Below are 20,326 nucleotides of genomic sequence, written 5' to 3' on the forward strand. Positions count from 1 at the left end.
GCGTCACACAAAGCTGCCGGGTTGGGCTGTGGGAAAGACGGGTAAACCTGGGGACGGCGCTGGGGAGAAGTCGCCTCTCCCTGTGCACGGAGTGTGCAGAACTTTCCGTTCTCCACAGCGGGGCCCACTTGTCCACCGGCCCCGCCCACAGGCCCCGTGGACAAAATTCCCGGGCTGACCTGGGCAAACGTGGTTATCCACGGTATCCACAGGCCCTACTACTACCAACGACTAGAGAGAGCCCGGAACTCGTTTCGAAGCGGGACCTGTGCACAACTCGCCCTCTCGTGCCCGACCGCCCCCCGGCACGACTTGACCCCGATGGGCACCTAGTGTCAGTGCGGTGCGTCAGACTGGTCCCGGTGTTCCTGCCCCGCTGCGGGGTGGGCGACACCGAGTCAGACGACTGAGGCGAAGCAGGGCGAGAGCGCCGGCAACAGCAGGAGGCGGCAACGGTGAAGATCCGGGTGGAACGCGACGTACTCGCGGAGGCAGTGGCCTGGGCGGCGCGCAGCCTCCCGGCCCGTCCGCCGGCGCCGGTCCTCGCGGGCCTGCTGCTGAGGGCCGAGGAAGGGCAGCTGAGCCTGTCCAGCTTCGACTACGAGGTCTCCGCGCGGGTGTCGGTCGACGCGGAGGTTGAGGAGGAGGGCACGGTCCTGGTCTCCGGCCGCCTGCTCGCCGACATCTCCCGCGCCCTGCCCAACCGGCCGGTGGAGATTTCCACAGACGGTGTACGGGCGACGGTGGTCTGCGGCTCCTCGCGGTTCACCCTCCACACCCTGCCGGTGGAGGAGTACCCGGCGCTGCCGCAGATGCCGAACGCCACGGGCACCGTCCCCGGCGAGGTCTTCGCCTCCGCCGTGCAGCAGGTCGCCATCGCGGCCGGCCGCGACGACACGCTGCCCGTCCTCACCGGTGTGCGCATCGAGATCGAGGGCGACACGGTGACGCTGGCCTCCACCGACCGCTACCGCTTCGCGGTCCGCGAGTTCCTGTGGAAGCCGGAGAACCCGGACGTCTCCGCGGTCGCCTTGGTGCCCGCCAAGACGCTCCAGGACACCGCCAAGGCGCTGACCAGCGGTGACCAGGTGATCCTGGCGCTGTCCGGCTCGGGCGCGGGCGAGGGCCTGATCGGTTTCGAGGGCGCCGGCCGCCGGACCACGACCCGGCTCCTTGAGGGCGACCTCCCGAAGTACAAGACGCTGTTCCCGACCGAGTTCAACAGCGTCGCCGTGATCGAGACCGCCCCCTTCGTGGAGGCCGTCAAGCGCGTCGCCCTGGTCGCCGAGCGGAACACCCCGGTGCGGCTCAGCTTCGAGCAGGGCGTGCTCATCCTGGAGGCGGGCTCCAGCGACGACGCACAGGCTGTGGAAAGGGTCGACGCCCAGCTGGAGGGCGACGACATCTCGATCGCCTTCAACCCGACCTTCCTGTTGGACGGCCTCAGCGCCATCGACTCCCCGGTGGCCCAGCTGTCCTTCACGACGTCCACCAAGCCGGCGCTGCTCAGCGGCAAGCCCGCGCTGGACGCCGAGGCGGACGAGGCGTACAAGTACCTGATCATGCCGGTGCGGCTGAGCGGCTGAGCGATCGAGCGGCCCCAGCCGCAGGGCGGCCGGGGGTGTGGGGGATGGCCCCCACGAGATCGCAGTATGCCGGTGCGGCTGAGCGGCCGAGGGGCCGACTTCTCCACAGCCCGTGGATGAAGCCGGTGGATGAAGCCGCAGGTGGGCGTACGGATGAGCGCGTATGCCCACAGCTGTGCGTGGGCGTCCGGGTTTAGGCTCGGCGCCGGTGCCAATGCGCCTCACACGGCGACACGCGCCTGACACGCCACAGCGACCTAAGGAACGCAACTGATGGAGCTCGGTCTCGTCGGCCTCGGCAAGATGGGCGGCAACATGCGCGAGCGGATCCGCCGCGCGGGCCACACCGTCGTCGGATACGACCGCAACCCGGACCTCGCCGATGTCCACAGCCTGGAAGAGCTTGTGGGCAAGCTCAGCGGCCCGCGCGTGGTCTGGGTGATGGTCCCGGCCGGCGCGGCCACCCAGTCGACCATCGACGAGCTGGCCCGGCTCCTGGCCCCCGGCGACGTGGTCGTGGACGGCGGCAACAGCCGCTGGACGGACGACGAGAAGCACGCCGAGGAGCTGGCCGCCAAGGGCATCGGCTTCGTCGACTGCGGCGTCTCCGGCGGCGTCTGGGGCCTGGAGAACGGCTACGCGCTGATGTACGGCGGCGACGCGGAGAACGTCGCCAAGGTGCAGCCGATATTCGACGCCCTCAAGCCCGAGGGCGACTTCGGCTCGGTGCACGCCGGCAAGGTCGGCGCGGGCCACTTCGCGAAGATGGTCCACAACGGCATCGAGTACGCGATGATGCAGGCCTACGCCGAGGGCTGGGAGCTCCTGGAGAAGGTCGACTCCGTGACCGACGTCCGGGAGGTGTTCCGTTCCTGGCAGGAGGGCACGGTCATCCGCTCCTGGCTGCTGGACCTCGCCGTGAACGCCCTCGACCAGGACGAGCACCTGGACCGGCTCCGCGGTTTCGCCGCCGACTCCGGTGAGGGACGCTGGACGGTGGAGGCCGCGATCGACAACGCGGTGCCGCTGCCGGCGATCACCGCGTCGCTGTTCGCGCGGTTCTCCTCCCGTCAGGAGGACTCGCCGCAGATGAAGATGATCGCGGCGCTGCGCAACCAGTTCGGCGGCCACGCGGTCGAGAAGAAGTAACCCTCGACCGAGACGAAGCAGCAGAACCCGAAGGGTGGAGGTCGGCACACGACCATGCACGTCACGCATCTGTCGCTGGCCGACTTCCGCTCCTACGCCAGGGCCGAGGTCCCGCTGGACCCCGGCGTCACCGCCTTCGTCGGCCCCAACGGCCAGGGCAAGACCAACCTGGTCGAGGCCGTCGGCTACCTCGCCACCCTCGGCAGCCACCGCGTCTCCTCCGACGCCCCCCTGGTCCGCATGGGCGCCGACCGCGCGGTGATCCGCGCCCAGGTCCGGCAGGGCGAGCGGCAGCAGCTGATCGAGCTGGAGCTGAACCCGGGCAAGGCCAACCGCGCCCGCGTCAACAGGTCCTCGCAGGTCAGACCCCGCGACGTACTGGGCATCGTACGGACCGTGCTGTTCGCGCCCGAGGACCTCGCGCTGGTCAAGGGCGACCCCGGGGAGCGGCGCCGTTTCCTCGACGAGCTGATCACCGCCCGGTCGCCGCGCATGGCCGGCGTCCGCTCCGACTACGACCGGGTCCTCAAGCAGCGCAACACCCTGCTGAAGTCGGCGGCGCTGGCCCGTCGGCACGGCGGTCGCACCCTGGACCTGTCCACCCTGGACGTCTGGGACCAGCACCTGGCGCGCGCGGGCGCCGAGCTGCTCGCCCAGCGCCTGGACCTGATCGCCACGCTCCAGCCGCTGGCCGACAAGGCGTATGAGCAGCTCGCCCCCAGCGGCGGGCCGGTCGCCCTGGAGTACAAGCCGTCGGCGCCCGGTGAGGCGCACGCGCGCGAGGAACTGTTCGAGCAGCTGATCGCCGCGTTCGCCGCGGCCCGCAAGCAGGAGATCGAGCGGGGCGTCACGCTGGTCGGTCCGCACCGGGACGACCTGCTGCTCAAGCTCGGGGAACTGCCCGCCAAGGGGTACGCCTCGCACGGCGAGTCCTGGTCCTACGCGCTGGCGCTGCGGCTGGCCTCCTACGACCTGCTGCGGGCCGAGGGCAACGAGCCGGTGCTGGTCCTGGACGACGTCTTCGCCGAGCTGGACGCGCGCCGCCGGGAGCGGCTGGCCGAGCTGGTGGCGCCCGGCGAGCAGGTGCTGGTGACCGCCGCCGTCGACGACGACGTACCGCGGGTGCTGGCGGGGGCGCGGTACGCGGTGGCCGACGGGGCGGTGGAGCGCGTATGAGCGCCGACGAGCCGGCCCAGCCGGCCCAGCCGGCCATGAGCGAGCCCGCGAGGAAGGAGCCGGCGCGGAAGGAGCCCGCGCGGAGGGGCCCCGAGCCTTCCGGCGTCGACCTCGCGCGCGTGGCGCTGCGCGCGGCGAAGGAGGCGGCACGCGCGCGGGGGGAGGCGGCGCAGCAGAAGAAGCAGGCGCGGCGGGTCGGCCTGCGCTCGGGCGCGCGCGCCGACGGACGCGATCCGATGGCGCTCGGCCCGGCCATCAACCGGCTGATCACCGAGCGCGGCTGGGAGACGCCCGCCGCGGTGGGCGGGGTGATGGGCCGCTGGCCGCAGATCGTCGGCGAGGACGTGGCCAAGCACTGCGTACCGGAGCGGTACGACGAGGACGAGCGGGTGCTGGTGGTGCGCTGCGACTCCACGGCGTGGGCGACCAACCTGCGGCTGCTGGCGCCGACCCTGGTGGCCCGGCTCAACGAGGACCTCGGCCACGGCTCGGTCCGCGTCATCAAGGTGCAGGGCCCGGGCGGCTCCCCGCGCCGCTACGGCCCGCTGCGCGCCCCCGGCAGCACGGGGCCCGGCGATACGTACGGGTGAGTACGTCCCGTTTCGCTCCGCCCGTCTCAAGAGTGACTGACATCACATCAGGGCCGCTCAACCGCTGGTGCGGGACGCCGGCGACCCTCTTGTCGTACAACCGCACACGGTTGCGAATCGGCACCTGACTCCTAAGTAGCCAAGGGTTGACGGCCAGAAGCGCTGAGTGCCTCCGTGAGCCTCTTGGAGCCCCCTTCCGCATATCGGGAGTCGGGAGAGGACGTCTCAGGGCGGCACATGCGGACTCAGGTACCGGCAAACCCCCATCAGTGTCAGTGGTACCGGTAGACTGGAAGACAATCCCGCCCCGGTCGTGGGGATGTCCGGGAAACGCTGAGCAACGCTGATCAAGGCTTACCAACGCAACATGCCGCAGCCGCTCCGGCAAACGCCGACGAGCCCGGCTCGTGCTGTGCCAGAAAGGGCGCTTCGTGGCCGATTCCGGCAACCCCAACGAGAACATCCCGTCCACCGACACCGGCGTGAACGACGCGGCGAGCACCTCGCACGAGGAGGCCGCCGCTTCGTACGACGCCAGTGCCATCACCGTGCTCGAGGGCCTGGACGCGGTCCGCAAGCGGCCCGGTATGTACATCGGTTCGACCGGCGAGCGGGGACTGCACCACCTGGTGCAGGAGGTCGTCGACAACTCCGTCGACGAGGCGCTGGCCGGTCACGCGGACACCATCGACGTCACGATCCTGGCCGACGGCGGCGTGCGCGTCGTCGACAACGGCCGCGGCATCCCGGTCGGCATCGTCCCCTCCGAGGGCAAGCCCGCCCTGGAGGTGGTGCTGACCGTGCTGCACGCGGGCGGCAAGTTCGGCGGCGGCGGCTACGCGGTCTCCGGTGGTCTGCACGGTGTGGGCGTCTCCGTCGTCAACGCCCTGTCGACGAGGGTGGCCGTCGAGGTCAAGACCGACGGCCACCGGTGGACGCAGGAGTACAAGCTGGGCGTGCCGACGGCCCCGCTGGCCAAGCACGAGGCCACCGAGGAGACCGGTACGTCGGTCACCTTCTGGGCCGACGGCGACATCTTCGAGACCACCGACTACTCCTTCGAGACGCTGTCGCGGCGCTTCCAGGAGATGGCGTTCCTCAACAAGGGCCTGCGGATCAACCTCACCGACGAGCGCGATTCGGCGAAGGCCACGGTCGGCGCGGACGAGGCGGGTGAGGACGAGAAGCAGGAGGTCAAGTCCGTCTCGTACCACTACGAGGGCGGCATCGTCGACTTCGTGAAGTACCTCAACTCCCGCAAGGGGGAGGTCGTCCACCCCACGGTGATCGACCTGGAGGCGGAGGACAAGGACAAGCTCCTGTCCCTGGAAGTCGCCATGCAGTGGAACGGCGGCTACACCGAGGGCGTGTACTCGTTCGCCAACATCATCCACACCCACGAGGGCGGTACGCACGAAGAGGGCTTCCGGGCCGCGCTGACCTCGCTGATCAACAAGTACGCGCGCGACAAGAAGCTGCTGCGCGAGAAGGACGACAACCTCACGGGCGACGACATCCGCGAGGGTCTGACGGCCATCATCTCGGTGAAGCTGAGCGAGCCGCAGTTCGAGGGCCAGACCAAGACCAAGCTGGGCAACACCGAGGTGAAGACCTTCGTCCAGCGGGTCGTCTACGAGCACCTGACCGACTGGCTGGACCGCAACCCCAACGAGGCCGCGGACATCATCCGCAAGGGCATCCAGGCGGCCACCGCGCGCGTGGCGGCCCGCAAGGCGCGCGACCTGACCCGCCGCAAGGGTCTGCTGGAGTCGGCGTCGCTGCCGGGCAAGCTGTCCGACTGCCAGTCGAACGACCCGACCAAGTGCGAGATCTTCATCGTCGAGGGCGACTCCGCCGGCGGCTCGGCCAAGTCCGGCCGCAACCCGCAGTACCAGGCGATCCTCCCGATCCGCGGCAAGATCCTCAACGTCGAGAAGGCGCGCATCGACCGCATCCTGCAGAACCAGGAGATCCAGGCGATGATCTCCGCGTTCGGCACGGGTGTGCACGAGGACTTCGACATCGAGAAGCTTCGCTATCACAAGATCATCTTGATGGCGGACGCCGACGTCGACGGCCAGCACATCAACACCCTGCTGCTGACGTTCCTGTTCCGCTTCATGCGGCCGCTGGTCGAGGCCGGGCACGTCTTCCTGTCCCGCCCGCCGCTCTACAAGATCAAGTGGGGCCGGGACGACTTCGAGTACGCGTACTCCGACCGCGAGCGCGACGCGCTGATCGAGCTGGGCCGGCAGGCCGGCAAGCGCATCCGCGAGGACTCGGTGCAGCGCTTCAAGGGTCTGGGCGAGATGAACGCCGAGGAGCTGCGCATCACCACCATGGACCAGGAGCACCGCGTCCTGGGCCAGGTCACCCTCGACGACGCCGCCCAGGCCGACGACCTCTTCTCGGTGCTGATGGGCGAGGACGTCGAGGCGCGGCGCCAGTTCATCCAGCGCAACGCCAAGGACGTCCGCTTCCTCGACATCTGAGTCGGTCTGTCGCTGACCGCACCAGGAAGGACCTTCACCAGCAATGACCGACGAGAACACTCCCGTCACCTCCGAAGAGGGCGGCGTCATCGCCCAGCGCGTCGAGCCCGTCGGGCTTGAGACGGAGATGCAGCGCTCCTACCTCGACTACGCGATGTCCGTCATCGTCTCGCGCGCGCTGCCGGACGTCCGCGACGGCCTCAAGCCCGTCCACCGCCGCGTGCTCTACGCCATGTACGACGGCGGCTACCGCCCCGAGCGCGGCTTCTACAAGTGCGCCCGCGTCGTCGGCGACGTCATGGGCAACTACCACCCGCACGGCGACTCCTCCATCTACGACGCGCTGGTCCGTCTCGCCCAGCCGTGGTCGATGCGGATGCCGCTCGTCGACTCCAACGGCAACTTCGGCTCGCCGGGCAACGACCCGGCGGCGGCCATGCGGTACACCGAGTGCAAGATGGCGCCGCTGTCGATGGAGATGGTCCGCGACATCGACGAGGAGACCGTCGACTTCACGGACAACTACGACGGCCGCTCCCAGGAGCCGACCGTCCTGCCCGCCCGCTTCCCGAACCTGCTGATCAACGGTTCGGCCGGTATCGCGGTCGGCATGGCGACCAACATCCCGCCGCACAACCTGCGCGAGGTCGCGGCCGGCGCCCAGTGGTACCTGGAGAACTACGAGGCCTCGCACGAGGAGCTGCTCGACGCCCTCATCGAGCGGATCAAGGGCCCCGACTTCCCGACCGGCGCGCTGGTCGTCGGCCGCCGGGGCATCGAGGAGGCGTACCGCACCGGGCGCGGCTCCATCACCATGCGCGCGGTGGTCGAGGTCGAGGAGATCCAGAACCGCCAGTGCCTGGTGGTCACGGAGCTGCCGTACCAGACCAACCCCGACAACCTCGCGCAGAAGATCGCCGACCTGGTGAAGGACGGCAAGATCGGCGGCATCGCCGACGTCCGCGACGAGACGTCGTCCCGTACCGGCCAGCGCCTGGTCATCGTCCTCAAGCGGGACGCGGTCGCCAAGGTCGTCCTCAACAACCTCTACAAGCACACCGACCTCCAGACCAACTTCGGCGCCAACATGCTGGCCCTGGTCGACGGCGTGCCGCGCACCCTCTCCCTGGACGCGTTCATCCGCCACTGGGTGAACCACCAGATCGAGGTCATCGTCCGCCGGACGAGGTTCCGGCTGCGCAAGGCCGAGGAGCGCGCCCACATCCTGCGCGGTCTGCTCAAGGCCCTGGACGCGATCGACGAGGTCATCGCGCTGATCCGGGGCAGCCAGACGGTCGAGATCGCCCGCGGCGGCCTGATGGACCTCCTGGAGATCGACGAGATCCAGGCCAACGCCATCCTGGAGATGCAGCTGCGCCGGCTGGCCGCCCTGGAGCGCCAGAAGATCGTCCAGGAGCACGACGAACTCCAGGCGAAGATCAACGAGTACAACCAGATCCTCGCTTCCCCGGCCCGCCAGCGGCAGATCGTCAGCGAGGAGCTGACCGCGATCGTCGACAAGTTCGGCGACGACCGCAAGACGAAGCTGATCCCCTACGAGGGCGACATGTCCATCGAGGACCTGATCGCCGAGGAGGACATCGTCGTCACGGTCACCCGGGGCGGCTACATCAAGCGCACCAAGACCGACGACTACCGGGCACAGAAGCGCGGCGGCAAGGGCGTACGGGGCACGAAGCTCAAGGAAGACGACATCGTCGACCACTTCTTCGTCTCCACCACCCACCACTGGCTGCTGTTCTTCACCAACAAGGGCCGCGTCTACCGCGTCAAGGGCTACGAGCTGCCCGACGCCGGCCGTGACGCGCGCGGGCAGCACGTCGCCAACCTGCTGGCCTTCCAGCCGGACGAGGCGATCGCCGAGATCTTCGCGATCCGCGACTACGACGCGGCGCCGTACCTGGTCCTCGCGACCAAGGGCGGCCTGGTCAAGAAGACCTCCCTGAAGGACTACGACTCCCCGCGCTCGGGCGGCGTCATCGCCATCAACCTGCGCGAGCGGGAAGACGGGTCGGACGACGAACTGATCGGTGCCGAGCTGGTCTCGGCCGACGACGATCTGCTGCTGATCAGCAAGAAGGCGCAGTCGATCAGGTTCACCGCCTCGGACGACACGCTGCGTCCCATGGGCCGTGCCACCTCGGGCGTCAAGGGCATGAGTTTCCGTGACGGCGATGAACTGCTGTCGATGAATGTTGTTCGAACGGGTACGTTCGTGTTCACTGCCACCGACGGCGGGTACGCGAAGCGGACCTCCGTCGACGAGTACCGCGTCCAGGGTCGCGGCGGCCTCGGCATCAAGGCCGCCAAGATCGTCGAGGACCGTGGAGAGCTCGTCGGGGCCCTGGTGGTCGAGGAGACCGACGAAATCCTCGCCATCACCCTCTCCGGCGGTGTGATTCGCACGCGAGTCAACGAGGTCAGGGAGACGGGCCGTGACACCATGGGCGTCCAACTGATCAATCTTGGCAAGCGCGATGCCGTGGTCGGTATCGCACGCAACGCCGAGGCGGGGCGCGAGGCGGAGGAAGTCGACGGCGACGTGGTCGTCGACGAGGCCGCCGAGGATGCCGCGACCGCCGGCACGGACGAGGGCGAGGCGCCCTCGGCCGAGTAGCACGAGGAGAGAGTCATCGTGAGCGGAGCCACGGGCGCCGGATCGGCCGGTACCTCGACGGGTACGGAAACGGACGGCGGCGCACGTGGCTCCGCCGCGCAGGGAACGGACCGGCGCGAAGACGCGTCCTCATCCTCGTACGAGACTCATGGATCCCAGGGGGGAACTGTGACGGACACCCGAGGTCCGCAGACCCAGCAGCACGCCGCTGGCGCGGGCCCGGCCGCATCCGGCGCCCAGCCCGCGTCCCAGCCGAAGGGCGGCCGGCCGTCGGCCTCCCCGCTGCCGGGCGAACGGCAGCAGCAACAGTCCGGCGGGCCCTACCACCCGCCGCAGGCGTACCAGACCCCGGCGGGCACCCCGTCGGGCGCGGTACGCCGCCCGCGCACCGGCGCGGGCCACACCACGCCCCGGGTCCGCAAGGCACGGCTGCGGGTGGCGAAGGCCGACCCGTGGTCGGTGATGAAGGTGAGCTTCCTGCTCTCCATCGCACTGGGCGTGTGCACGATCGTCGCGGCGACCGTGCTGTGGATGGTCATGGACGCGATGGGCGTCTTCTCGACGGTCGGCGGCACGATCTCGGAGGCGACCGGCTCGAACGAGTCGAACGGCTTCGACCTCCAGTCGTTCCTGTCGCTGCCCAACGTCCTGCTGTTCACGACCATCATCGCGGTCATCGACGTCGTCCTGGCGACGGCCCTGGCCACGCTCGGCGCGTTCATCTACAACCTCTCCGCCGGCTTCGTCGGCGGCGTGGAGCTGACCCTCGCCGAGGACGAGTGAGGTCACGCGACCAACCGATTTTGGGCCTGCCCCCGTCGTGCGCTAATCTTCAGGAGTCAGCGCGCGGGACACACACCGCAAGCGCGGCGGGGCTATAGCTCAGTTGGTTAGAGCGCATCCCTGATAAGGATGAGGCCACAGGTTCAAATCCTGTTAGCCCCACATCGAAAAGACCCCCGGTCCGGCAGGACCGGGGGTCTTTTTCATATGGGCCCTGACGCGGACGTGGACAGACGGCCCGTGAGGGCTCAGTCGGTGGGCAGGGTCGCGCGCATTGCCTTTGCCGTGGCGGTGGGGTCGTAGTTCTCGGGGACGCCTTCGACCATGATGATGTCGCCCTTGATGTGCCGGGAGCGCAGTGGGGCGATCTCCTGGTAGGCGGGGGAGTCCCACCATGCCCGTGCCTCGGTGATGCCGGGGAAGCCGATCATCACGACGGCGCCGGGCCAGCTGCCCTCCTTCACCTCGTGCGGGGTGACGTGCACGAGGAAGCGTCCGCCGTAGGGCTCGAAGGTGGTGGGCATGCGCTCGATGTACTCGGCGATGTCCGGGTGCGGGGCCGCGTCCTGCAGGTGGGCTATGACGTAGGCGGGCATGGCGTCCTTCCGGTCGGGCGAACTCCGTACGGCGGAGGTGTGGCAACGCAAACGCCCGATCGCTGGCGACGGGGGATGCACCAGCGATCGGGCTGTGGCCAGCGTAACAACACCCCGCGTTGTGTGTGGCCAACTCCTCGCACCTCGCGGTCACTGTGACCGGCGTCATGTCGAGGGGTCAGGTGCCGCAGGGCGGGTCGTAGGAGAGGCGGGGCAGGTACTCGTGCCAGCGGGCCGGGGTGAGGACGTCACGGGTGGCGGAGCAGATGCGGCGTACCGCCTCGTCGACGTCCAGGCTCCACAGCCGCACGGTGTCCACGCCGCTCGACACCCCGAGCATCCTGCTGCGGGGGTTGAAGGAGAGGAAGTTGCCCGTCTTGGCGTTGGGGGACAGGGACTGGCCGATGGGGGTCGCGTCGGACGGGGTGGTGACGTCCCAGAGGCGGACCGTGTTGTCGTTGCCCCCGCTGGCCAGGGTGTGACTGTCGGGGCTGAAGGTCAGGGACACCACCGCCTCGGTGTGGCCGGTGAGCGCGGCGACCGGCTGCTTCGTGCCGTCGTCGGCGAGCGTCCAGAGGCGGACGGTGTTGTCGTCGCTGCCGCTGGCCAGGGTGTGGCCGTCCGGGCTGAAGGCGAGGGTGTTCACCGGGCCGATGTGCTCCCCGAGGACGCGTCCGGGCCGGCCGCCGGCCGAGACGTTCCAGAGGCGGATGGTGCCGTCGGCGGCCCCGCCGGCGAGGGTGTGGCCGTCCGGGCTGAAGACCAGGGAGTTGACGTAACCGGTGGGTCCGGTGAGCGGCGTGCCCAGGGGGCGGAGGCGGGACGGGTCGCGCGCGTCCCACAACTGGACGGTGCGGTCGTCCCGGGCGGTGGCCAGGGTCCGTCCGTCCGGGCTGAAGGCGAGCGCGCCGGGGCCGGCGAAGCGGGTGCGCAGGAGCACGGGCTGGGCGTGGGCGGCGGGGCGCGCGGTGTCGGCGACGTCCCACAGCTGCACGGCGCGGCTGCCCGTCAGGACGGCGAGGGTGCGGCCGTCCGGGGAGAAGACCACGGAGCGCACGTCGCCCTCCGCGGGCCTGAACGGCTCGCCCAGCGGCCGGGGACGGTCGGGGTCGGTGACGTCCCACAGCCGTACCTTCCCGTCGCGCGCGGCGGTGGCGAGCACCCGTCCGTCCGGGCGGAAGGCTCCTATCCGGCCGACCATGTCCGAGGTCGGGATCGACCACAGCCGGACGGTGTTGTCGCCGCTCCCGGTGGCCAGGGTGTGACCGTCGGGGCTGAAGCCGACGGCGTACATCTCCCCGCTGCTGCCCGCGAGCGGTTCGCCGACCTGTGACGGGTACGCCGGGTTGCGCACGTTCCACAGGGTCGCCGTGGAGTCGGCGCTGCCCGCGGCGAGCATGGTCCCGGCGGAGTTGAAGGCCACGGACCAGACGGGGCCGGTGTGGCCGGTGAGCGGGGTGCCGAGGGCGGTGGGACGGCCGGGGTCGGTGACGTTCCAGAGGCGGATGGTGTCGTCGGCGCTGCCGCTGGCCAGGGTGCGGCCGTCGGGGCTGAAGGCGACCGAGTGCACGGTGCCCGTGTGGCCCGTCAGCGTCTCGCCGGTACGGTGCGGGCGGCGCGGGTCGGCCGTGTCCCAGAGCATGATCGTGTCGTCGTCGCCGCCCGCCGCCAGGGTGCGGCCGTCGGGGCTGAACGCCACCGACCGTACGGCGTCGGTGTGGCCGGTCAGGGTGGCCGGCGGGCGGACGCGGCCGGGGTCGGTGACGTTCCACAGCCGTACGGTGCGGTCGTTGCCGACGGAGGCGAGGGTGTGGCCGTCCGGGCGGAAGGCGAGCAGGTAGACGGTGCCGGAGTGGGCGGTGAGGGGTGCGCCGAGGGGGCGGGGGCGGCGGGGGTCCCGTACGTCCCACAGGCGGATCGTGCCGTCGTCCGAGGCGCTGGCGAGGGTCGTGCCGTCCGGGCTGAAGACCGCGGTGCTCACCCAGCTGGTGTGGCCGGTGAGGGGTTTGCCCAGGGCCTTGGGACGGGACGGGTCCGCCACGTCCCACAGGCGGACCGTGCGGTCGTAGGCGGCGGTGGCCAGGAACCGGCCGTCCGGGCTGAACGAGGTGAGGTAGACGGCCCCGGTGTGGCCGGTGAGGGGGGTCGCCAAGGGGGCGTTGACGATGGATATGAGGCGGTTGCGGGTGCTTTCGTCGCCGGGCCGCAGGTCGTGCGCCACCAGGTCGAGCTGGGCGGAGAGGGAGGGGTCGGAGTACTGGAAGCGGTCGGCCTCGGCGGACACCTGCGCGAACACCGCGTCGTCCCGCTGCTGGAAGGCGGTCACCGCCGACGCCGCGGCCACGACCGCCAGCACGATCAGCGCCGCCACCGCGCTGCGGCTGAGCCGGACGGTGCGGCGCCGCAGCCGTACCGACGCGGCCAGGAACTCCGCCGCGCCGCGCGTCAGGAAGACGGCGTCGGCGGACTTCGCCCAGGTGTGGGCCTGTTCCAGCCGCGAGCCCCGGTAGAGCAGGGACGTGTCGCGGCCGGAGTCCTCCCAGGCCCGGCTGTCCTCCTCCAGCCGCTGGCGCAGCAGGTGGCCGCCCCGGTCCTCGTCGATCCAGCCGCGCAGCCGGGGCCAGGCGTGCAGCAGGGCCTCGTGGGTGATCTCCACGGACTCCGCGTCCAGCGTCACCAGCCGGGCGCGGACCAGCGCTTCGAGGGACTCCTCGGTCTTGCCGGGGTCCTTCGACTCCTCGGCCAGCCCGCGGCGGGTCCCCCGTCTGCGGGTGGTCTGGGTGTCCTCGCTCAGCCGGACCAGCCTGAGCAGCAACTGCCGTGCCGCGGTGCGGGCGGCCGGGTCGAGGCCGGCCCAGGCGTGCTCCGCCGTCGTCGCCACGGCCTGCTGGATGCCGCCGGCGGCGCGGTAGCCGGCCAGGGTCAGCCGGCCCGACTTGCGGCGTTGCCAGGTGGCGAGCAGGGCGTGGGACAGCAGGGGCAGGACGCCGGCGTGGTGCACGCCGTGCGGGCCGTCGGCGCTGACCTCCCGGACGATCAGCTCCACCAGGCCCGGTTCGATCTCCAGGCCCACGGCCTTGGCCGGGCCGGCCACCGCCTCGCGCAGCTCCGCCGTGGTCAGCGGGCCGAGCACCATGTGGCGGTGCTGGAGGGCGTCGGCGAGCTGGGGGTGGCCGAGGCACTGCTCGTAGAAGTCCGCGCGGACGCCGACGAGGACACAGGCGGGGGGCGGCCCGCCGGAGTCGGGGCGGGAGCACATCGCGTGCAGGGTCTGGATGAACGCGCGCCGCTCCGCCTCGTCGGGGCAGAGGGCGAAGGTCTCCTCGAACTGGTCGACGATGACCAGCGGGCGGGCGGCGGATACGGAGGGATCACTTCCGTCCGCCGTCGCCCATGCGGTGACGGCCTGCCGTACGGCGTGGGCGAAGGCGGGGGTTTCGGTTCCCGGGTCAGCCGTATCCGCCGTATCTGCCCGCCGCGTGACCCGTTCCGCCGCGGCCGAGAGGGCCGGGGGCCGCGCCGGGCCGGTGGCGTCCGCCGGGCCGGTGGCGTCCGCCGGGCCGGTGGCGCCCGTCGGTCCGGCGGAGTCCGTCGGTCGGGTGGCACCCGTCGGTCCGGCGGAGTCCGCCGGGCGCGCCGGTGCCGGGACGACCTCGGCGAGCTGGGGAATCCGGCGGGTCAGCTCCTTGAGGGGCGTGCTCCCCGGCACCAGGTACAGCACCCTCCTGGCATCGGCTCCCCCGCTCTGGAAGGCGGGCATCAGACCCGCGTTCAGCAGGGAGGACTTGCCCGCTCCCGACGCGCCGACGAGCGCGACCATGCCGCCCGTCCGCTCCGCCGCGCGGACCTGGGCGACGAGGTCGTCCCTGCTCCGCTCCCGGCCGAAGAACCACCGGGCGTCCTGCTGCCGGTACGCGGCGAGCCCCCGGTAGGGGCAGACACCGCCGATGTCCGCGGTCTCGGCGGGACGGCCGTCCGCCGCTTCGGCCGGGGCCTCGGGGCGGTCGCGGTCGCCGGCCGGATCGGCCAGCGCGTGCTCCCACAGACGCTGCCACTGGGCCAGGTCGTACAGGCCCTTGGACACCGGGACGGGCCGTGCGCGCCGGGCGGCGGGGATCAGGACGTGCAGCACGGCCGCGAGCGCGGTGAACTGCGCGGGTACGTTCTTCGCGCGGCGCCAGTCACTGATCCGCTGCGCCGACACGCGCACGGGCCGGCCGCGCTCGTCGACCCGGCGCAACCGGTCGACCGCCTCCGCGACCCGCTTGAGGGGCGGATTGCCGGCTTCCCTGTACAGCAGCGCGAGGCGCTCGGCGAAGGCCGTACGTGTCCCCGAGTCGGAGTTCAAGGTCCCACCCCTTTACCTCCCCCGCCGTCTGGACGTCCGGACCGGAAAACCCACTCTATACGTCTGACCTGCGACGAAGGGGGTAATCCGGATCCGGATCCTCCCCGGCGGAACGGATCGCTGGCAGGATCGCAGGACCGCGGCGCCGCCCCCCCCACGGGGAATCGCGGCAGCGGCATCTCGCGAACTTGGCCAGACCTCGGCCCGGGCCCGCACGGGACGGGCCGATCCCGTTCGCACCGTTCGGTACCGGTCCGCACGAGGGGAGGGACCGGTACCGGACGGCGCGACGCCGATCACCCCGATGCGCGCGAAGGGGAGCGGATGAGCAAACGGATGACCAGGGGCGGCACGGAGGCCCTGGTGACCCTAGGACGCCGGTACGTGCGGGGCGCCCCGGGGTTCTTCGGCAAGGCGGCGCTGGCCGGCCGCTTCCTCGACCCGTACCTGCGCGAGCACGCCCGTCGGCGCGTTGTCGAGGACCGCTTCGGAGCCCGGTTCGCGGTGGACACCACCGACCTGATCCAGCGGTACCTCTATCTCTTCGGAGTCTGGGAGCCGCACCTGACCGGGTGGCTCCGGCGCCGGCTCGGGCCGGGCGACACGTTCGTCGACATCGGGGCCAACATCGGCGTCTTCACCGTCCTCGCCTCACGGCTCGTCGGCGGCGGGGGCCGGGTGGTGGCCGTGGAGGCCTCGCCCGCGTTCCACGGGCACCTGCTGCGCAATCTCCGGCTGAACGGCTGCGCCAACGTCCGGGCGGTGAACGCGGCCGTGGCCGACCGGCGCCGGCGGCTCACCTTCGTACTGGCCAGTTCCCACAACATGGGGGCCAACAGCATCGTCCCGTACGACGGTCCGGCCGAGTCGGTCTTCGAGACGGAGGCGGTGCCGTTGACGGAACTGCTGACCGACCGGGAGGTCGCCGGGGCGCGGGTCGTCAAGATCGACGTGGAGGGCGCGGAGGGAAGCGTCGTACGGGGCCTGGCGCCGCTGCTCGGCGCGCTGCGGCCGGACGCGGAGGTCTGTGTCGAGGTGACGCCGGAGCGGATGGCGCGGCTCGGCGACTGTGCCGAGGAACTGCTGGGCACGTTCGCCGCAGCGGGTTTCCACGCCTATCGGATGACCAACGGCTACACGCCCGCCGCCTTCCTCAAGGCGCTCCGCGAGGGGCCCGCCGCCCCGGTGCGGTGGCGGGGGCCGCTCGCCGGGGAGACGGAGCTGGTGTTCTCGCGGGTGGACGCCGAGACGCTTCCGTAGCCGGTCAGGTCGTGTGTCCCCACCCCAGGTGGGCCAGCGACCGGGCGCGTGCCTCGATCACCCGCATGCGCGCGTCCCGCTCCGCCGGGTCCACGTGCGCGGCCTGCCCGGTCACCTGCCCCTCCCACTTGCGGTAGAGCAGGCCCGCCTCTGCGGTGAACCACCCGCGGCTGACCGCGTTCAGGGCGAGCAGGAGGCCGGTGTCCTCCGAGGCGGGCAGGGCCATCCAGCCGCCGAGGGCGAGGAGCAGGTCACGGCGGACGCAGAGGGTCGCCGGGTGGACCGGGGCGCGGAACCCGCCGGCCCGCCAGCCGGCGAGGAGGGAGTTCCGCTCGATGGGGCCGGGGTCCGGGTCGCCCGGGAAGCCGGCCGTCGAACCGTCGGGCATGAGGTCCAGGACGCGGGAGGTCACCCAGCCGATCGTGGCGTCGGCCTCCAGAACCGCCAGGTCACGGGCGAGCGCCCCGGCGGTGAGCCGGTCGTCGGCGTCGAGGACCCGCACGTACTCGCCCTCCGCGCGGGCCAGCGCGATGGTCCGGGCCACACCGGGGCCGCCCGCCCGGTCCGGCCTGCCCTGCCGGAACGTCACCCGGGGATCGGCCGGGACACAGCGGCGTACGTCGTCCGTCCGCCCGTCCTCCTGGACGAGCCACTGCCACTCCCAGCCGTCGGGCAGCTCCTGGGCGCGCAGGGAGTCGTAGGCGTCCTGGAGGAAGGGGGCGGACGGGGCGTGGACGGCCGTGACGACGGTGACGCGGCGGCTCATCCGGCTCACCACCTCTCGTTCAGGTTCGTCGGGCGGGTTCAGCGGGCCCGCTCAAGATACGGCTCCACGGTTCCCCCGGCTTGTTCCGTCGGCCGTGGGGCCCTACTAGCCTGGTGCGAGGGGTAGTTGACGGGGAGGGAGTCGCGCGTATGAGGGTCACCGTCGATCAGGATCTCTGTTACGGCTCCGCCGACTGCGTGTACCGGGTGGGTTCCGTCTTCACCACGGTGGACGGGTTCGGCGCCGTCATCCCGGGGCGCGAGGACACCGGGGACGACCCGCGCGTGCGGGAGGCGGCCGAACAGTGCCCGTCGCAGGCGATCAGCATCACGGACGGTCGGTAGCGGCAGCACGACGTAGCGGCAGCACGACGCGAAAAGGCCCGGCGCTGGTGGAGCGCCGGGCCTTTTCGCTGTGGGTCAGGGACTCGCGGGACCCTCAGCGTTGGAGCGGTGGGTCGGTCGGAGCCAGGGGTTCCGCTTCTGTCGGTCCGGCCGTGTCGCACAGGGCGGCGGAGTGGGCCGCGGCGGCCGCGTCGGTGGCGGGACGGTGGCGGCAGCTGGGGGACGTGCCGTGGGCCTCGGCCCGGATGCGCTGCTTCATCGTGGGCGGCAGGGCACCTGCCCGTGGCCAGGAACGCGGGGACATCGCCGGGACCGTCGCGGAGGGGACGTCGCGCTCGCTGTTGCGTGCCGTCTCGGTCTGCGGTACCGCCGCCGCGGCGGTCGTCGTGACGAGTCCGAGCGCCGTGCACAGCGCCAGGAAGGCGGTGACGAAGGCGGTCCACACGCTGAGGACCTTGTTCCGGGTCATGGCCGCTCACTTTCGGGTCGGGCGATTTGCGTACTTTCCTCATGATGTGTATGAGCGCCGCGAAGTGGTGGAGCGACGCCCGTGGCGCGTCGATCTTCAGATCAACATCACACGGATGGGCGCAAGAGGGGCGAAAAGTGCGTAAGAGGTAAAAGGGGGAGCAAAATTCACCGTCCGTGGGGGTGTGATCACCCTCCGGCCGGACCGGTCCGGCCCGCCCCTACTGGGCTCCGGCGGTGGTGAGTTGACGCCGGGCGCAGGTCACCGATCGATATCGGCCGGTGTGTATAGTCGGGCGGCAGAGGTCCCCTACGTCAAGGAAAGACGAGGTCGCGCGGTGAAGAAGCTTCTCCTGGTCGCACTGGCCGCCATCGGCGGGCTCCTCGTGTACCGCCAGATCCAGGCGGATCGCGCCGAGCAGGATCTGTGGACGGAGGCGACTGACTCCGTGCCCACGGGTTCGTGAGGACGACCGGCAACCGGTCCTGAGAACAGACCCCGGCCGTATCACGGTCGGGGTTTTGTGTTGCCCGGAAACCGGGGCCGAGCCGGGGTCGGCCCGGGGCCGTACTGGGACCGGACCGATCCGCGGAACCGGCGGATGCCGGGCCGGGTGGCGGGGCAGGATGGGCCACGGTCTGGTCTGGTCTGGTCGGGACGGGTCGGGACGGGTCCGGGACGGGACGGAGTCGGATCCGGTGAGCGGGAGGGGTGGCGGTCGATGAGGTGGCGGCGGCGTACGTCGGAACCCAGGGCCGGGGGCGGGCGCGTACCGGCGTTCCGGCGCCCGGTCCCTGTGACCGCTGTGACTGCCGTAACCGCAGTAACCGCAGTAACCGCAGTAACCGCCGTGATGGTTGTGCTCTGTGGGACGGCTGCCGCAACGGCCGACGCGGACCTGGCCCTGGCGGCCGGCCCGGTGAGCGGCCCCGCCTCGGCGAGGTCGGCCGGCGGCTACGCCTTCGCCGAGGGCGCCCGGCGCGTCGACGCGGCCGGCGGCACCGCCGACGCCGCGCGCCTGGAGGCAGGCGTCACCTACCGGAGTTCCCTGGCCCGCGACGCCAGGGCCTACTACGGCCTCGACCTGGACGCCGCCTCGGACGCCTACGTCTCCGTCACCGCCGTGCCCCGCCCCGGCGAGGAGGTCGTCGCCGTCGACGGCGTCCGGGTCTCCGTACAGGACGCCGACGGCGGCTCCTGCTCCCTGGACAGCGCCACCTTCGGCGCGGCCCGCAGCCCGCGCCCCGTCACCGCCTGGGGGGCACGCGAGATCACCCGCACCGGGACCCGGTGCCAGGACGCCGGCCGCTACTACGTGGTCGTCGAACGCGTCCGGCCGCAGGACTCGCCGCCGGACGCCTGGGAGCTGGAGCTGACCACCGTCTCCGAGCCGGCGGCGAAGGGCACGGCGGCCACGGACGTCCCGCAGACCTGGGACTCGGCCTCGCCCGCCCCCCTCACCGGCGAACCGGAGAACCGTCCGGGCGGCGCCGGTTTCGCCGACGCCGCGTCCATCGGCCAGGGCGCCTGGCGTGCCGAGGCCGAGCCCGGCCGGACCCTCTATTACAAGGTGCCCCTCGACTGGGGCCGGCAGCTGTACGCCAGCGCTGAGCTGGGCAGCGCCGACGGCCGCTCCGGCTACGCGACCGGGGCCCTGTCGCTGTCCCTCCTCAACCCCGTCCGCGGCCAGGTCGTCAGCGCCGGCGCCGGCTACACCGGACGTCGGGCCACCGTCGACGTGGGACCCGTGCCGCCGGTGGCGTACGGCAACCGGTACGCCGTCGCCGAGGAGCAGAGCGCGATGCGGTTCGCCGGGTCGTACTACCTGGTCGTGCACCTTGCCGAGCAGGTCGCCGACCGCTTCGGCGACGGGCCGTTCGAGGTCGTCCTGCGCCTCCGGCTGACGGGGACGGAGCGGACCGGGCCCGATTACGCGGGGGAGCCGGTGCCGCGCGGCGTCTTCGAGGCGACGGAGCCGTTCCGGGCGGCGGCGTCCGGCGACACGGCCGGGAGCGCGGCCGGGGACCCGGCGATGAGGGCGGTCGCGGTCGGCGGCATCGGCACGGGGAGCGTGCTGCTGGCCGGGCTCGGGGTGTGGACGGTCGTGGCGCGGCGCAGGGGGGCGTAGC

Annotated in this window: 15 protein-coding genes and 1 tRNA gene; 12 read left to right on the forward strand and 4 right to left on the reverse strand. The window is 71.5% G+C overall.

What is annotated here, in order from left to right:
- The first annotated feature begins 455 nt into the window (after positions 1-455).
- From dnaN to ACZ3IG_RS17155, 8 genes are all read left to right on the forward strand, one after another.
- Positions 456-1,586, forward strand: a complete 1,131-nt coding sequence (gene dnaN / locus ACZ3IG_RS17120; protein ID WP_467432760.1) for a DNA polymerase III subunit beta — start codon at positions 456-458, stop codon at positions 1,584-1,586.
- Between the two features lie 273 nt (positions 1,587-1,859).
- On the forward strand, positions 1,860-2,735 hold the full coding sequence (gene gnd / locus ACZ3IG_RS17125) for a phosphogluconate dehydrogenase (NAD(+)-dependent, decarboxylating) (protein ID WP_403538868.1): 876 nt from the start codon (positions 1,860-1,862) through the stop codon (positions 2,733-2,735).
- Positions 2,736-2,789: 54 nt separating this feature from the next.
- Entirely contained in the window at positions 2,790-3,911 is a 1,122-nt protein-coding gene (gene recF / locus ACZ3IG_RS17130; RefSeq protein WP_467432761.1) for a DNA replication/repair protein RecF, read from the forward strand.
- 35 nt (positions 3,912-3,946) lie between these two features.
- Positions 3,947-4,501 carry a DciA family protein gene (locus ACZ3IG_RS17135; protein WP_467433144.1) on the forward strand — a complete coding sequence of 185 codons (555 nt, stop codon included), beginning with the start codon at positions 3,947-3,949 and terminating at the stop codon, positions 4,499-4,501.
- Positions 4,502-4,932: 431 nt separating this feature from the next.
- Positions 4,933-6,993 (forward strand): DNA topoisomerase (ATP-hydrolyzing) subunit B, encoded by a 2,061-nt coding sequence (gene gyrB, locus ACZ3IG_RS17140; RefSeq protein ID WP_467432764.1) that lies wholly within the window; start codon positions 4,933-4,935, stop codon positions 6,991-6,993.
- Positions 6,994-7,036: 43 nt separating this feature from the next.
- The gene (gyrA, locus tag ACZ3IG_RS17145) at positions 7,037-9,631 is read left to right on the forward strand and encodes a DNA gyrase subunit A (RefSeq protein WP_467432765.1); all 2,595 of its coding nucleotides are present in this window, start codon (positions 7,037-7,039) and stop codon (positions 9,629-9,631) included.
- Between the two features lie 18 nt (positions 9,632-9,649).
- Positions 9,650-10,414: a DUF3566 domain-containing protein gene (locus ACZ3IG_RS17150; protein WP_467432768.1), complete on the forward strand. Its 765-nt coding sequence runs from the start codon at positions 9,650-9,652 to the stop codon at positions 10,412-10,414.
- A gap of 88 nt (positions 10,415-10,502) precedes the next feature.
- Positions 10,503-10,576 (forward strand) — tRNA-Ile (locus tag ACZ3IG_RS17155).
- Positions 10,577-10,662: 86 nt separating this feature from the next.
- On the opposite strand, the gene ACZ3IG_RS17160 is transcribed toward ACZ3IG_RS17155, so the two are convergent.
- Entirely contained in the window at positions 10,663-11,010 is a 348-nt protein-coding gene (locus ACZ3IG_RS17160; protein WP_467432769.1) for a DUF1330 domain-containing protein, read from the reverse strand.
- Between the two features lie 178 nt (positions 11,011-11,188).
- Positions 11,189-15,358, reverse strand: a complete 4,170-nt coding sequence (locus tag ACZ3IG_RS17165) for an nSTAND1 domain-containing NTPase (RefSeq protein WP_467432771.1) — start codon at positions 15,356-15,358, stop codon at positions 11,189-11,191.
- Between the two features lie 324 nt (positions 15,359-15,682).
- On the opposite strand from ACZ3IG_RS17165, the gene ACZ3IG_RS17170 reads away from it, so the two are divergent.
- Complete coding sequence (locus tag ACZ3IG_RS17170) at positions 15,683-16,618, forward strand: FkbM family methyltransferase (RefSeq protein WP_467432773.1); 936 nt, start codon at positions 15,683-15,685, stop codon at positions 16,616-16,618.
- A gap of 4 nt (positions 16,619-16,622) precedes the next feature.
- Here the strand turns inward: ACZ3IG_RS17170 and ACZ3IG_RS17175 are convergent, their stop codons facing one another.
- The gene (locus tag ACZ3IG_RS17175; protein ID WP_467432774.1) at positions 16,623-17,384 is read right to left on the reverse strand and encodes a glycosyltransferase family 2 protein; all 762 of its coding nucleotides are present in this window, start codon (positions 17,382-17,384) and stop codon (positions 16,623-16,625) included.
- Positions 17,385-17,533: 149 nt separating this feature from the next.
- Between ACZ3IG_RS17175 and ACZ3IG_RS17180 the strand changes: the two genes are divergently transcribed.
- Entirely contained in the window at positions 17,534-17,728 is a 195-nt protein-coding gene (locus tag ACZ3IG_RS17180; protein ID WP_403538896.1) for a ferredoxin, read from the forward strand.
- Positions 17,729-17,822: 94 nt separating this feature from the next.
- On the opposite strand, the gene ACZ3IG_RS17185 is transcribed toward ACZ3IG_RS17180, so the two are convergent.
- Positions 17,823-18,197 (reverse strand): DUF6344 domain-containing protein, encoded by a 375-nt coding sequence (locus tag ACZ3IG_RS17185; RefSeq protein ID WP_467432777.1) that lies wholly within the window; start codon positions 18,195-18,197, stop codon positions 17,823-17,825.
- Between the two features lie 337 nt (positions 18,198-18,534).
- Between ACZ3IG_RS17185 and ACZ3IG_RS17190 the strand changes: the two genes are divergently transcribed.
- Together ACZ3IG_RS17190 and ACZ3IG_RS17195 are read left to right on the forward strand one after the other, a co-directional pair.
- Positions 18,535-18,663 carry a DLW-39 family protein gene (locus ACZ3IG_RS17190; protein WP_003999697.1) on the forward strand — a complete coding sequence of 43 codons (129 nt, stop codon included), beginning with the start codon at positions 18,535-18,537 and terminating at the stop codon, positions 18,661-18,663.
- Between the two features lie 387 nt (positions 18,664-19,050).
- Positions 19,051-20,325 carry a hypothetical protein gene (locus ACZ3IG_RS17195; RefSeq protein WP_467432778.1) on the forward strand — a complete coding sequence of 425 codons (1,275 nt, stop codon included), beginning with the start codon at positions 19,051-19,053 and terminating at the stop codon, positions 20,323-20,325.
- Position 20,326 lies beyond the last annotated feature (1 nt).

The sequence above is a fragment of the Streptomyces sp. NPDC016677 genome, assembly GCF_055562815.1.

Coding starts and splice junctions, on each gene's coding strand:
- ACZ3IG_RS17175 (WP_467432774.1), bottom strand. CDS start 17,384: ATGAGCCGCCGCGTCACCGTCGTCACGGCCGTCCACGCCCCGTCCGCC.
- gyrA (WP_467432765.1), top strand. CDS start 7,037: ATGACCGACGAGAACACTCCCGTCACCTCCGAAGAGGGCGGCGTCATC.
- recF (WP_467432761.1), top strand. CDS start 2,790: ATGCACGTCACGCATCTGTCGCTGGCCGACTTCCGCTCCTACGCCAGG.
- ACZ3IG_RS17135 (WP_467433144.1), top strand. CDS start 3,947: ATGAGCGAGCCCGCGAGGAAGGAGCCGGCGCGGAAGGAGCCCGCGCGG.
- ACZ3IG_RS17195 (WP_467432778.1), top strand. CDS start 19,051: ATGGTTGTGCTCTGTGGGACGGCTGCCGCAACGGCCGACGCGGACCTG.
- ACZ3IG_RS17170 (WP_467432773.1), top strand. CDS start 15,683: ATGAGCAAACGGATGACCAGGGGCGGCACGGAGGCCCTGGTGACCCTA.
- ACZ3IG_RS17185 (WP_467432777.1), bottom strand. CDS start 18,197: ATGACCCGGAACAAGGTCCTCAGCGTGTGGACCGCCTTCGTCACCGCC.
- gnd (WP_403538868.1), top strand. CDS start 1,860: ATGGAGCTCGGTCTCGTCGGCCTCGGCAAGATGGGCGGCAACATGCGC.
- ACZ3IG_RS17160 (WP_467432769.1), bottom strand. CDS start 11,010: ATGCCCGCCTACGTCATAGCCCACCTGCAGGACGCGGCCCCGCACCCG.
- ACZ3IG_RS17180 (WP_403538896.1), top strand. CDS start 17,534: ATGAGGGTCACCGTCGATCAGGATCTCTGTTACGGCTCCGCCGACTGC.